Genomic DNA, 13,878 nt, shown 5'->3' on the forward strand with positions numbered 1-13,878 from the left:
TGCCTCGCCGTACCTCCCAAAGCATGTCATCTGGGCCTCCCTCTGGGGAAATTTCATCCATCAGACACACATTTCTGCCAGAAGTGGCGCGCGCTTCTATCTTTGCCTGCGCTTAAAAGAAAACGAAAGCACATCCATGAATACTTCCCTCACCATACGCTCGGCCAACGCTGACGATCTGGACGCCATCCTGTCACTCTTCGATACGGCGCGCCGCTTCATGGCCGCCAACGGCAACCCGTCGCAATGGGTCGAAGGCTACCCCAACGCGGATATTGTACGGGCGGACATCGCCCACGGAAACTGCTACGTCTGCACGCCGGCAGATCGCCAAACGATCGTCGGCACGTTCGTCTTCATCCTCGGCGAGGAACCCACGTATCGCCTCATCGAGCAGGGCCACTGGCACGCCGATCGCCCCTACGGCACCATCCACCGCATGACCTCCGACGGTCACACGCACGGCATTGCCCGCGCCACGTTCGACTACTGCGCCGCCCAAACGGACTATCTCCGCATCGATACCCACGCCGACAATCGCCCTATGCTCCGCGCCATCACCCGTTACGGTTTCCGCCCCTGCGGCATCATCTACGTCCGCGACGGCAGCCCACGTTTGGCGTTCGACCTGGAACGGCCTTCGGCCGGGCGCCCATAAGGGGTGCCCCTACTACCGCGCCGCAGGCGCATAACTACCCGGCCGCAAGGCCGTAACTACTTATAACTACCGCGGCGAATGCCGCATAAACCCATCAAACACCAAACATCATGGAACTCCCTTTTTCCGAATCCTACCGCATTAAAATGGTAGAGCCGATCCGCAAAAGCACGCGCACAGAACGCGAAGGCTGGATGGCGGACGCAAAGTACAACCTCTTCATGCTGAAGAGCGACGAGGTCTTCATCGACCTCCTGACCGACTCCGGCACCGGCGCCATGAGCGACCGCCAATGGTCGGCCCTCATGCTTGGCGACGAGAGCTACGCCGGTGCACGCTCGTACGAAAATATGCGCGAGGCCATCCGCCGTATCCTCGGCTTCGACTTCTTCCTGCCCACCCATCAGGGTCGCGCGGCTGAGAACGTGCTCTACTCCGCCATCGTCCACGAGGGCGACATCTTGCCCGGCAACTCCCACTTCGACACCACCAAGGGGCACATCGAGTTTCGCCGCGCCACCGCCCTCGACTGCACCATCGACGCCGCCGCCGACACGCAGCTCGAGCTGCCCTTCAAAGGCAACATGGACGTCGAGAAGCTCGAGCGCGTGCTCCGCTCCTACCCCGCCGAACGCATTCCCTGCGTCGTGCTCACCATCACGAACAACACCGCCGGCGGTCAGCCCGTGTCGATGCAGAACATTCGCGAGGTTTCGGCCCTCTGCCGCCGCTACGGCGTGAAGCTGCAAATCGACTCGGCCCGCTTCGCCGAAAACGCCTACTTCATCAAGACGCGTGAGGCGGGTTACGCCGACAAGTCGATCAAAGAGATCGTGCGCGAGATCTTCTCCTACGCCGACATCATGACCATGTCATCGAAGAAAGACGCGATCGTGAACATGGGCGGCTTCGTGGCCTTCCGCTCCGAGGAGCTTTGGCGCCGCTGCCAGATGTTCTGCATCATGAACGAAGGCTTCATCACCTACGGCGGCATGAGCGGCCGCGACATGAACGCACTGGCCGTGGGCCTCGACGAGGGCACGGAGTTCGACTATCTCGAGACACGCATCCGGCAGGTGGAGCACCTGGCCCACCGTCTCGACGAGTACGGCATCCCCTACCAACGCCCCGTCGGCGGTCACGCCGTCTTCATCGACGCCAAACGTGTCCTCACGCATGTGCCGAAGGAGGAGTTCATCGCCCAGACGCTCGGCGTGGAGCTGTACCTCGAGGCCGGCATCCGCGGCGTGGAGATCGGCGCCATCCTGGCCGACCGCGACCCGAAGACGCGCGAGAACCGTTACCCGAAGCTCGAGCTGCTGCGCCTGGCCATCCCTCGCCGCACGTACACCGACAACCATATGGACGTCGTGGCTGCGGCGCTGAAGAACGTCTTCGACCGCCGCGAACGGATCACCCGTGGCTACCGCATCACGAAGGAGCACCCCATCATGCGTCACTTCACCGTCGAGCTTGCACCGGCGGAATAGACCGTCTGAGAAACCTTGGAAGCAGTGACCGGTGCGTCGCAATGCCATGTCTGCGTCTATTTTTGCCGCCCGTACAAAACCCACAAGTAGTTATACAAGATGAGAGTAAAGATTTTCATGGGCATGGCGTTGCTGATGGCGGCTGTGCTGACCCTGACCTCGTGCGGCAAGGATGAATCGTTCGCCAGCAAACAGCGGGCTGAGCGTAAGGCCGTCGAGAAGTTTATCAAAGAACGCGGCATTGAGGTGCTGCACCGCTATCCCGCCAATGGCGTCTTCGGCAAGAACCAGTATTACTTGATCGACGACGGCCTGAACGAAGGCAAAGTCTATCTGCACGTGATCGACTCCGGGAATGGCAACCGCGCCGTGATGGGCCGCACGGATGTGCTGATGCGTTGCAGCGGCGAAGACTTCTTCCAGCTCGACACGGCGATCCCCTTCAACCTCTTTGTCAACGAAAAAGCGCCGATCGAATTTATCTACGGCACGGCGCAGTATGTCTCCTCGCGAGGCTTTTACGTACACGGGGATAAGAAGTTCTACACCGCGTCTGGTTCCTTCCTCAGCCCTGGCGTGGAGTCGGCTCTGCGCTACGTGGGCGAGAACGCCACCGTCAGCCTGATCGTCTGCTTTGTCGATGGCAGCTTGCAACAGCTGGAGCAATACAGGCCGATCTTCTATGACCGGGTGACTTTCCGCTTCGGTGATTGACCCTCACGCGTCGGGATTGGATCATGCAAAGACTCGGAGCCAGATGGAAACAGCCATCGGTTCCGAGTCTTTGTATCTCATGTGAGTAGCCCACCCCGTCATGCGACATTTTGGGAAGCCTGCGTGCCAGCGGCGCCGTCATGCGACATTTTGAGGAGCCTGCGTGCCAGCGAGCCCGTCATGCGACATTTTGAGGAGCCTGCGTGCCAGCGAGCCCGTCATGCGACATTTTGAGGAGCCTGCGTGCCAGCGGCTCCGTCAAGCGACTTTTTGGCGTCGCTGGGTGCCAGCGGCTCCGTCAAGCGACTTTTTCGCGTCGCTGCGTGCCAGCGGCGCCGTCAAGCGACTTTTTCGCGTCGCTGCGTGCCAGCGGCGCCGTCAAGCGACTTTTTCACGCCGCTGCGTGCCAGCGGGCCCGTCAAGCGACTTTTTCACGCCGCTGCGTGCCAGCGGGCCCGTCAAGCGACTTGACGGCCCGATCGCATACCTTATTACGCTCGGCTGATGGCTCGACGGAGCAGCATAGCAGAAAGCAACGTGGCGCCTAAGCCTGCCAGAGCCGCAAGGAAGATAGACAGATAGCCCCCGTCCGCTGTGAACTGATAATCGGCCCAAGGGGCATGCGCGAAGTTCGGTGCGTCGGGCAGTAGGTGGAAACTGCTCAGCGTGCCCTCCAATGCGTCGGGAGAGGCGGACGCCAACGGTGCCAAAAGGAGGGCGCCGATCAACAGGGCTCCGTAAACCGTCCACGCAGTCGAACGGGCGACGGGAGAGGCTCCCTTCGCAGCGTCCGTCAGGGGGACTGCGGAGAGAAGGCGGTAGAGCAGCAGTGTAACGAGGCCCTCGCCCAGAGCCACCGGGATATGGTGGATGGCCAGCGAAGTGTAAAGCGCGGACGAGCCGACTCCGGCTGCGGAGAGTTCAGCGACAAGTGCGCCTACGGCAGCCATCACAGACAGTCCGGCGGAGGCAACCAGCGACACCGATCGGCCCACGTGCGCCTGGAGTCGAGCGTGGAGTACGCCGCCCAGACCCGCTCCGATAAGCGCCATGTTCAGCGTGTTCGCGCCGAGCATCAGCAGTCCGCCGTCGGCAAAGAGGAGGGTTTGCAGGAGGAGCACGAGCGACACACTCAGTATACCGAAGGGCGTACCGAGCAGACTCGAGGCGAGGAGTCCGCCGAGGGCATGGCCAGACAGGCCGCCTCCGATCGGATAGTTCAGCATTTGAAGGGCGAAGACGGTGCCACTGACAAGCGCAAACCGTGAGGCGGACGGGCGCGTGTCGGACTTACGTGCGAAAAGGGTGGCCGCGGCCACTCCGGCGATGGCGATTGTTGCCGTTACGGGGCAAATGCTGCCATGAAGCATTTCTGATGGAAGGTGCATAATGATGTGATGTTGTTGTGCGGCTATGCCGCGGTTAGGAATACATGAGTTGGGCGGCCTACTGGCCGCAGTTATTAGTGACTTTGCGGGGCGCGTAAGGGCGAGTCGTCGGCCCCTGCGCATACCTTTATATATAGTACTCTATGGGTTGCTTCGACAGGGAGTAGAGCTCGTGATAGAGGAGATCGTACTGTCGGGCGAAGGCACCCGAGTCGCGGCTTCGGGGTCGGGGACTGTCGATGGTGAGTACTCGCCGAACACGTCCGGGAGAGGAGGATAGGACGACGATGCGGTCGGCCAGATAGATCGCTTCGTGGATGTCGTGCGTGACGAAGACGACCGTTTTGCTCCGTTCACTCACGATGCGCAGCAGATCGTCTTGCAAGCGGTGGCGTGTGATCGGATCGAGCGCCGCAAAGGGTTCGTCCATGAAGAGCACTTGGGGATTCACCGCCAGTCCGCGGGCCAGTGCCACACGTTGTTGTTGCCCCCCTGAGAGCCGGGCGGGAAAGTTGTGCGCCTGGTCAGACAGACCTACCAGGCAGAGGTATTCCTCTGCCAAACGCTGCCGGTCGACTCGCGGAAGTCGCTGGGCCTCCAGACCGAGCATGACGTTCTGCTCCACTGTGCGCCAGGGTAGCAATCCGTATTGTTGGAAGATCATCACGCGGCTACTGGATGGGCGTGTCACGGGCTGACCGTCGACTTTGATGCGTCCGGACGTGGGTTGATCGAATCCGGCGAGCAGGTTCAGCAGCGTGGACTTTCCGCAACCGGAGAAGCCAAGCAAACAAACGAACTCTCCGCGGTCGATGCTGAGCGTGATGTCGTCCAAGATGACGCGCTCACGGCGTACGCCATCCGTGTCACGCGCCACAACCCGCTTGCATAAGTGGTCTATCTCGATGTACATGTAGTGGAAGCTGAAGAACGAAAGACTAAGAACAAAGAACGAAAAGAGCGCACCCGGGTATGGAGGCACCTGTTGCTCCGCAGACTCATGCGACAGCCCCCCAGCGCTTGAGTACCGAAGACGTTAGCCGCCCGACAAGTAAGTCGAGGGCGAACCCCGCGGCACCGATCACGATCATCGTGGCCAGCAGCTGGTCCGTTCGCATGTTGTTACGTGCATCAATGATCATGTAGCCCAGCCCTGTCTGTGCACCCATCATCTCGCCCGAGACGAGGAAGATCCAGGATGTGCCTAAGGCAATGTGCAAGCTATTGGCGATCTGCGGGAAGATGGCTGGCAGGACAATGCGAAAGACGTATGCCGAGCGAGCCATTCCGTAGTTGGCCGCTACTTTGGCATAGATCGGGTCGATCCGATGCGTTGCAGAGGCCGTCGTCAGAAGTACGGGGAAGAACCCCGCCAGGAAAATGATCACGATAGCGGGGGCGTCGCCGATACCAAGAAGCAAGACGATGAAGGGCATCCAAGCCACCGGCGCTATGGGTCGCACCAACTGAATCAGCGGGTAAGCATAGCGGAAGAGGCTGTTGCATAAACCGAGCAGTAATCCGAAGGCGACGCCCACGGCTACAGCCGCGGAGTATCCCACAACGAAACGCCCCAAGCTGTCGCGTAAGCCTAACGCCAATGTACCGTCGACCACCCATGCGACCAACGCCCGAAGAACTGCCAGTGGCGAGGGCAACAGAAAGTCGCCAGGTCGCCAAACCATGATGGCAACCTGCCACAGGACGATCACCACCGTGAACGATGCCACCGTATAGTAAAGTGCCTTGAGAAAAGCCTTGCCATTCATCCTTATTGCTGATCTACTATGGGGTTCACAAAGTCCGCATACTCCGGCGGTGCCTCCGACAATCCATACCGACGCATACGCTCGGCGAGGTCACGGTAAGCAGTCTCCGTGATGGTCAGTTGAGAAAAATCGATCCAACGAAGCGATGCCCGCAGCACGTCGTCCGGTTGACGACTGATTTGCTTCAAGGCGCGCAAGGCCACATTAGGGTCGCTCAGCCGATTGCCCGCAGCGTGGTAAGCCTTCACTAAGCGTGCAGCCAGCGACGGGCGTTGCTCGATCATCCGATTGTTGAGCACCAGTGCGCAGCAAAGCCCGTCGGGCCAGAGCGCATCAGACTCGCCGATAACGTGTCCGCCACTCTTGGCGATACCGACCGCACCAAACGGTTCCGCTACACAGTACCCGCCGATCTGACCAGTAAACAAGGCGGAAGGCATTTCGGAAGGCGATAGCTCCACCACCTGCACTTCGGACGGCTGCAAGCCATGTTGCTCCAGCAGTGAGCGGAACAGGAGATAGTGCGATGAGTTACGGTGCGGTATGGCGAATACACGCCCACGCAGCGCCTCGGCCGATGCGCCCCCAGCGCCCGCCACGATCACGTTGCCGCGACGATGGCCCAGCGCCACCGCCGTTAGCGGTGCGCCGCGTTCACGCGCCTTCATGGCCAGTTCGATGAGCACCGACGCGCCGTCCACGCGACCTGTGATCAGTGCGTCCATCAGCTCGGGCCACGATCCATAGCGAATAAGCTCCACGCGCAGTTCGGGATCCGAGGCCGTCTCAATAACTGGTAAGGCGTGCGAGATGGGCAGATAAGCCAGGCGAATCGTGTGCTCATCCGCCGCACCTGACTTGCGGCACGACGCGGTCAAGGCCATCAGCGACAGAGTAAGCAGTAAGGCGGCTACTCGCCCCATAAGGCCTGCCGCTTGTTCGAGATATGCTCCACGATTTTATTGGCCAGCGAGATGTGATCTACGTCGACGACCATCTCAGACCCGAGCGGCTCCTTCGTGCCTGTGGCCATAAACTCCGCCACACCAGGTGAGCCCTGCACGGGGGCGTAGACACTGTGATAGGAGTTGATGCCCAATAAGCGGAAAGCAAGGGCGGCGCAAATGCCTTTCTCATTGCTCCATTCCGGCGATGTGAACGCATAGGGCATATCCTTAATGGCTGCCCCTGCGGCGGCCGCTATCCCACTGAAGAAAGCCGAGGCGCGCGCGTTGTCAAGACACTCGCCGAGGTGCCACACGGGAGGCTGGTCGACCAGGAATTCACGTAACCCGTCGCCACACCAATCTAACGCCTTCTTGGAGCAGAATCCCAGCTTCAGTAATCCGAACGACGCGCATCCGTTAGTAAAGATGAGGATGTCGTTCTTGAGGAGTATCTGCGCCACCTCCACGATGGCCTTTTCGTAAACAAGCCGGGGGTTATTGCAGCCAACTAAGTTGACAATGCCGCGAATCTTACCGCTGCGCAGCGCGTCTGCCAAATCACGCAGTCCACGCTCGAAGTGCTTACCGGCCCACTCTACCGAGAATCCCATTTCAGCCTCTACCTCGTACTGCGGTATCTTGACCGGAATGTCCCGACGATCAACAAAGCTCTCAATGCCCCGGGTGACAATCTTCCGTGCAATAGAGTTAATCTCGCCGATATTAGAGTGTTCGTGATCGAAGCCGTAATGCTCGGCGCCCGGCAGTCGGGCTGAATCGCTCGTCGTGACGACTGTCGTCCGGAAGCAGTACGCTACATCCATGATGGACGGGAAGACATCCTGCACGTCAGCTACCCAAAGGTCGATCGCACCTGTACCCAGCACTAACTCCGATCCCACTGCATTGGAGAGCGGAATGACTCCGCCGTAACGATACATGGCCGACAGGCCCGAGCAGCAGATGCCATAGAACTGGATACCCTTCGCGCCCTTAGATTTAGCCAACTCCACCATCTCGTCAGATCGGCCGACGCGCACGATTTCGCTAACCAGCAGCGGCGAGTGTCCATGCACCGCGATGTTCACGTAACCCATGCGCAGGGCGCCCAGGTTGATCTTCGACGTGCTTCGCTGGGGCAGGCCGTACAGACTATCCATGGCGATCGACGATCCGAGACACGACGACCAAGCGAACGAGACGCCCGTACGCAGAAACTGATGCATACAGTTACGCCAGTCGCCATCCGTACCGGTGGAGGTGCGGTGCAGGCTCTCGAAGGCTTCGTGATACGGCCCGAGCGGCATGATGCCGGCCTTCTCCCATGCCTCAATCCGTTCCTTCGGGGCAAAGGCGTAGAGCGTGCGGTGCTTGTCCGGGACTGTTCGCGAGAGGTCCGCGAGCAAGATATCTGCCACTTCGCCTGCCAACTCGTTTAGTGACCGCCCTTCCTGCTCGATGCCAAACGTCTTGCAGACGGCCCGGATCTTCTCCTCACCTTCGATGGCGATCGGAGCTTTGCCCTCAGCGGCCATCTTGAGTGCCAGCATACTCTCCCGCCCGCGAGCGCCGTGGGCCGCCGTTCCCGCTGCCACATGCCGCAAGAGATTCCGCGCCGAGATGAGGTCGGCGTCCGCACCGCAAACACCGCGGGGCGCCTTCTTGGTAATTCGGCAGGGGCCCATAAAACAGTTCTTACAACACGTACCCGCTAAGCCAAAATTACACTGCGGCTGTTGTGCATCGAAGCGATCGAAGACTGTTTCGAGTCCCATCTCCTGCATATGAAGCAACATCTCTCGCACGGCGGGGTCGGGTGTCTGCTCAATGACGCGCTGCTTGTTGGAAAACGTCTTCCGATAAGCATTCACGGCCGCCATATAGTCCTCCGTACCGCCGTGTACATGCGGGTGCCCGTGGCCATGACTATGGGTGTGGGAATGGGCATACGAAATACCGTGGGTATGCGCCTGCTCTTCGTGCGTGTGCACGTGATCGTGTGATGAATGAGGTGACATGTGATGAAACTGTTTTAGGATGTGAATTTTTACGGCGGCAAAGGTCCGGGTTCCTGTCGAGGCAGGAAATACCACAGTCATGGTAGATTGCAGCCCCCGGCGATAGGACCGCCCGCCAATCGCCCTCCACGATATGATCAAGTATAGCCGACCCTCCGCGGCATAGCCTACGCCTTACCTATCTATTGATCCGAAGTCGGTCATTCAGGAGGTAATCGGCGCGTGAATGTATGGCGTACCACCCGCGTCTACCGGTTCTGTCTGATTCCATGTCAATCCTTCTTCGGACGCCTTGAGGTGCGTATGCTTTTGCGCCCCTATCCTACTGAAAGAAAGAGATACCTCGGATAACGGATCTGTCATCGGAAGGCGCATGCATAGGCGATTCTCTTACGGGGAATGTCATCAGAAGGCGCGTGCATAGGCGATGCTTTTGCGTGGTATATCATCGGAAGACGCGTGCATAGGCGATGCTTTTGCGGGGTATGTCATCGGGAGGCATGTGCACAGGCGATTCTCTTGCTGGATATGTATAGACAACTACCCTAAGCGATGGATACCTATAACGACACGCTGAGGGCTACTGCTATGCGTATAGGAAGCTCAAAATGAATAGCTAGGCCGAGCTACCATCTGCGCAGGATAGCCCAAATGACTTACTTTAGACGGCTCCCTCGGCTCATTGATGGGTAAGACGAATATGATTCGTAAACTACTGATTATCAGTGAAGCATAAAATAATCTTCGATGGGCATACTCGGAGTGTCCATGAAGCCCAAAATGAATTGCGATTTTGCTCTCCGGAGACTCAGTGAAGCGAAAAATGAATTACGATTTGCGTTTCCGAGGCTCCGGGAAGCCAAAAATGAATTACGATTTGCATTTCCGAGGCCTCGGGAAGCCAAAAATGAATTGCGATTTGCGTTTCCGGAGCCTCGGAAAGCCAAAAATGAATTGCGATTTCGCTTCCCGGAGTCTCCGGAAGCCCAAAATGAATTTCGATTTTGCTTCCCGGAGCCTCTGAAAGCCCAAAATGAATTACGATTTTGCTTCCCGGAGTGTCCGGAGACGCAAAAATGAATTGCGATTTTGCTTCCCGGAGTGTCTGGAAACGCAAAAACGAATTGCGATTTTGCTTCACGGAGTGTCCGGAGACGCAAAAAGGAATTGCGATTTTGCTTCCCGGAGTGTCCGGAGACGCAAAAATGAATTGCGATTTTGCTTCACGGAGTGTCTGGAGACGCAAAAATGAATTGCGATTGGGCTTCGCCGAGAGACGGGGAAACCCGAAAGGATTTGCGATACCCATGCAATGCGTCTCTCAAATTGGGGAGATAAGTTGTGACGAGACTTCATGGAGCAGCGGGGATAGCCGAAAAGACTTACGATTCCTATGCAGCGTGCCTTCTATGTTCGAGAGACGAGTTGCGGTGTGGCTTCATGGAGCAGCAGAGGTAGCCGAAAGAGTATGCTGTGGAGCTTCATGGAGAGGGGGAGGTAAGAAGAGGGATCGCAGAGAGGCATGCGTCGGCGTCGGGCGATAGCGATCCGAAAGGCGGGGACGGATACGGGCGCAGCCGGAGGTAGGGCGATACCTTATATATAGGCGTGCGCGCACATACGATAATTAGTCACCGCATGGAGTACGAGCTATCCAAAAGCGCCGTATATTTGCCACGCAAGTACCAAACAGGTATCACATTCGTTCGACGATAAAGAAATTTAGACTTCCGTGGCGGTCCGTGTTTGTCCGCCATACCTCGCAGTAATTAGGTTTTGCCACTCCAGATGGTTTCCAGTTCTAACTAAACATATCACACCTCTATGGACACCAAAAATTATGAGGCCTTCCTCGCCGAGATTGGCAGTTATCTCGACAAAGACCAAGTGTACACCGACGAATTGCGCACCCTCGGATGGGGCACAGATGCCGGTTTTTATCGATTGATCCCTAAGGTCGTCGTCCGCGCAAGGGACGAAGAAGACGTATCACGAATCGTCCGCGCCTGCCACAAGCACAAACTACCTTTTACCTTCCGTGCCGCGGGCACATCGCTATCCGGACAGAGCGTCAGCGACTCTGTGCTGATTGTCGCCGGTAAGCATTGGGAAAAGTATGAGATTAGCGATGACCGCAATAGCATCCGCTTACAACCCGGTATTGTGGGTTCCCAAGTCAATCGGGTACTCAAACCGTACGGCCGTGTCTTTCCGCCCGATCCCGCCTCAATCGGAAGTGCGATGGTGGGCGGTATCGTCTGCAACAATGCATCGGGCATGAATTGTGGTGTGCACGCAAACAGCGACCGAATGCTTATCAGCGCGCGAATCATTTTGCCTGACGGCACCCTGGTCGATACCGGAGACGAAGCCAGTAAGGCATCCTTCCGGCGCACGCACTCGGAGATGATTCGTCGGATTGAGAACCTCCGAGACCGGGTCCGAGCCGATAAGAAGCTCGCTGAGCGTATCCGCTATAAATACAGTATCAAAAATGTGACGGGTCTGAATCTCCGGCCACTCATTGCATACGACGACCCGTTCGAAATCATGGCTCATTGCATGGTTGGATCGGAAGGGACACTGGCTTTCCTATCCGAGGTCACTATGCGAACGCTCTACGATTATCGTTTTCGCGCCTCCGCGATGGTCTACTTCCACACCATGGAAGAGAGTTGCCGTGCGGTGGTAGCCATGAAAGGGATGAAGGCGACCGAAAAGGATATCGAAATGAGCGCGGAGGACCTCGTCGTAAAAAGTGCCGAGATGCTCGACTACTTATCGCTTGGCTCCGTGAATGATCCCGTCTTTCTCCAGTACAAAAAGGATGTCGACGCAGGTCTCGTTCCGGGAGTCCAGCCGGGCGACTATCACAATTTGACGGCCATTTTGACTGAGACTAAGGCCGTGACTCACGAAGAATTGCTTTCGAAGATCGATCGCGTGAAGCAATGCCTTGCCAACTTTAATCTCTATCAGCAACCGGAGTTCACGGATGATCCCCAAATCTATGGTAAATACTGGGCCATCCGCTCCGGGATATTCCCCTCCGTGGGCGGGACGCGTCCCGAGGGCACCACATGCCTCATCGAAGACGTTGCTTTTCACTTAGAGGACCTGCCCGTGGCTACCGTTAAGCTCCAAAAGTTGATTGCGGATTATGGCTACAGTGACGCGTGCATTTATGGGCACGCCTTCGAGGGCAACTACCACTTCATCCTCAACCAAAGTTTTCACACAGAGGCAGAGGTGAAGCGATACGAAAGCATGATGCGCGACGTTGCCCGGTTGGTGGTTGAAGAGTTCGACGGATCGCTGAAGGCAGAGCATGGCACCGGGCGCAACATGGCACCGTTTGTGAAATACGAGTGGGGAGAGGCCGCGTATGCCGCCATGAAAGAGTTGAAGCAAATATTCGATCCGGAGGGATTGCTCAACCGAGGCGTGATCTTTAACGACGACCCTCAGTGCTTCATCAAAAACTTTAAGCCGCTGCCTGTGCTCGACTTCCGCTTTGACAATATACCCGACGGCGGGCAATTCCTGACCCTGGCCGAAGGCACGCGCTCGTCCACGAAGGATATGGTGGAGGGCGTCCGAAGGGCAAACAAATGTATTGAGTGCGGGTTCTGTGAGGTGAACTGTGTCTCCTGCGGATTCACGATCTCATCACGGATGCGGATAGTTGTCCAACGCGAGATCCGCGACCTTGAGAATCGTGGCGCCGATCCGGAACGCGTAGCCCGATTGCGAAAGCTCTACGAGTACTATGGGGACGCCACATGTGCTGCGGACGGTCTCTGCGCCACGTCCTGCCCCATGAAGATCAACACGGGCGATTTGACGCACCTCATCCGTCAGCTAAACATGATGCAGAACCCTACCGGCTACCGCGTGGGCAAGTTCGCAGCCGATCATTTGGGCGGTCTCAAGAGCAATTTGCGACTCGTTCTGGGCGCCGCGAACCTTGGCCACACACTCCTTGGTACCTCGCTGATGAGCGGAATCTGTAGCGGCGCACACCGCATAGGCCTTCCGCTGTGGACTTCGGCTATGCCCCGCAGCACACGACAGCCAAAACCAGGTACTCACGTGGGTCACGGAGACCTCAAGGTTGTCTATTTCCCCAGCTGTATCAATCAGACGATGGGCGTCGCAAAGGGATCGCCAGTCAAAAACACAGTCGTTGAGGAAATGTGCTCGCTAATCAATAAAGCGGGATACGAAGTCATCTTCCCCAGGAATATGGATCGCATGTGCTGCGGGCAAATCTGGGAGAGCAAGGGAATGATGGACATAGCCGATCGGAAAAGCGGCGAGCTCGAGGAGTCGCTGTGGGAAGCCTCGGAGCACGGTCGCTACCCCATACTCTGTGACCAAAGTCCTTGCTTACACCGTATGCGGAAGGTCATCACTCGCATGAAGCTCTACGAACCGGTAGAGTTCATCATGACTTACTTGGTCGACCGACTTACTTTTCACAAGACCGACCGCCGGGTGGCTGTCCACGTGACTTGCTCGACCAAAGAGATGGGCCTCGGCAGTCAGCTATTGCAACTCGCACGGCTATGCTCCGACAACGTCGTAGAGCCAGAAGGAATCGGATGCTGTGCCTTCGCGGGCGATCGCGGCTTCACTTATCCTGAGTCGAACCGTTATGCGCTGCGTAAGCTCCGTCCACAGATCGAAAAACTGCAAGTCGTGACCGGCTACTCTAACAGTCGCACGTGCGAAATCGGTCTCCAGAGCAACTCGGGGATACCGTACATGAGTATTGCGTACTTAGTCAACGAGTGCACAGAAGCCCGTTGATGTCTCTGCGGCCCTTCACCCAGCCGCAGTGAATGCTTCCCCCTGATCGTTTTCCCTATCCCGGAGACGAGATGGTTGCCTC

The 13,878-nt window shown here is 57.6% G+C and carries 10 protein-coding genes; 4 read left to right on the forward strand and 6 right to left on the reverse strand.

Annotated elements, in window-relative coordinates; genetic code table 11:
• The first annotated feature begins 136 nt into the window (after positions 1 to 136).
• From C7123_RS01360 to C7123_RS01370, 3 genes are all read left to right on the forward strand, one after another.
• Complete coding sequence (locus tag C7123_RS01360) at positions 137 to 658, forward strand: GNAT family N-acetyltransferase (protein WP_069175519.1); 522 nt, start codon at positions 137 to 139, stop codon at positions 656 to 658.
• Positions 659 to 768: 110 nt separating this feature from the next.
• Complete coding sequence (locus tag C7123_RS01365; protein ID WP_069175520.1) at positions 769 to 2,148, forward strand: tryptophanase; 1,380 nt, start codon at positions 769 to 771, stop codon at positions 2,146 to 2,148.
• 99 nt (positions 2,149 to 2,247) lie between these two features.
• Entirely contained in the window at positions 2,248 to 2,862 is a 615-nt protein-coding gene (locus C7123_RS01370; RefSeq protein ID WP_083206911.1) for a DUF4827 family protein, read from the forward strand.
• Positions 2,863 to 3,353: 491 nt separating this feature from the next.
• Here the strand turns inward: C7123_RS01370 and C7123_RS01375 are convergent, their stop codons facing one another.
• The 6 genes from C7123_RS01375 to C7123_RS01400 form a co-directional block, all read right to left on the reverse strand.
• A complete protein-coding gene (locus C7123_RS01375; protein ID WP_083206912.1) occupies positions 3,354 to 4,373 on the reverse strand; it encodes an energy-coupling factor ABC transporter permease in 1,020 nt (339 codons plus the stop codon).
• A 4-nt stretch (positions 4,374 to 4,377) separates the two neighbouring features.
• Positions 4,378 to 5,163 carry an ABC transporter ATP-binding protein gene (locus tag C7123_RS01380; RefSeq protein WP_069175522.1) on the reverse strand — a complete coding sequence of 262 codons (786 nt, stop codon included), beginning with the start codon at positions 5,161 to 5,163 and terminating at the stop codon, positions 4,378 to 4,380.
• A gap of 85 nt (positions 5,164 to 5,248) precedes the next feature.
• Positions 5,249 to 6,019 carry an ABC transporter permease gene (locus tag C7123_RS01385; RefSeq protein ID WP_069175523.1) on the reverse strand — a complete coding sequence of 257 codons (771 nt, stop codon included), beginning with the start codon at positions 6,017 to 6,019 and terminating at the stop codon, positions 5,249 to 5,251.
• A gap of 2 nt (positions 6,020 to 6,021) precedes the next feature.
• Complete coding sequence (locus C7123_RS01390; protein WP_069175524.1) at positions 6,022 to 6,942, reverse strand: ABC transporter substrate-binding protein; 921 nt, start codon at positions 6,940 to 6,942, stop codon at positions 6,022 to 6,024.
• On the reverse strand, positions 6,930 to 8,984 hold the full coding sequence (cooS, locus tag C7123_RS01395) for an anaerobic carbon-monoxide dehydrogenase catalytic subunit (RefSeq protein ID WP_083206913.1): 2,055 nt from the start codon (positions 8,982 to 8,984) through the stop codon (positions 6,930 to 6,932). The genes C7123_RS01390 and cooS overlap by 13 nt, the downstream gene beginning before the upstream one ends.
• A gap of 808 nt (positions 8,985 to 9,792) precedes the next feature.
• A complete protein-coding gene (locus C7123_RS01400) occupies positions 9,793 to 10,293 on the reverse strand; it encodes a hypothetical protein (RefSeq protein ID WP_069175525.1) in 501 nt (166 codons plus the stop codon).
• Positions 10,294 to 10,808: 515 nt separating this feature from the next.
• On the opposite strand from C7123_RS01400, the gene C7123_RS01405 reads away from it, so the two are divergent.
• Positions 10,809 to 13,796 (forward strand): FAD-binding and (Fe-S)-binding domain-containing protein, encoded by a 2,988-nt coding sequence (locus C7123_RS01405; RefSeq protein WP_069175526.1) that lies wholly within the window; start codon positions 10,809 to 10,811, stop codon positions 13,794 to 13,796.
• Positions 13,797 to 13,878: the final 82 nt, after the last annotated feature.

It is taken from the genome of Tannerella serpentiformis, assembly GCF_003033925.1.
GTDB lineage: Bacteria > Bacteroidota > Bacteroidia > Bacteroidales > Tannerellaceae > Tannerella > Tannerella serpentiformis.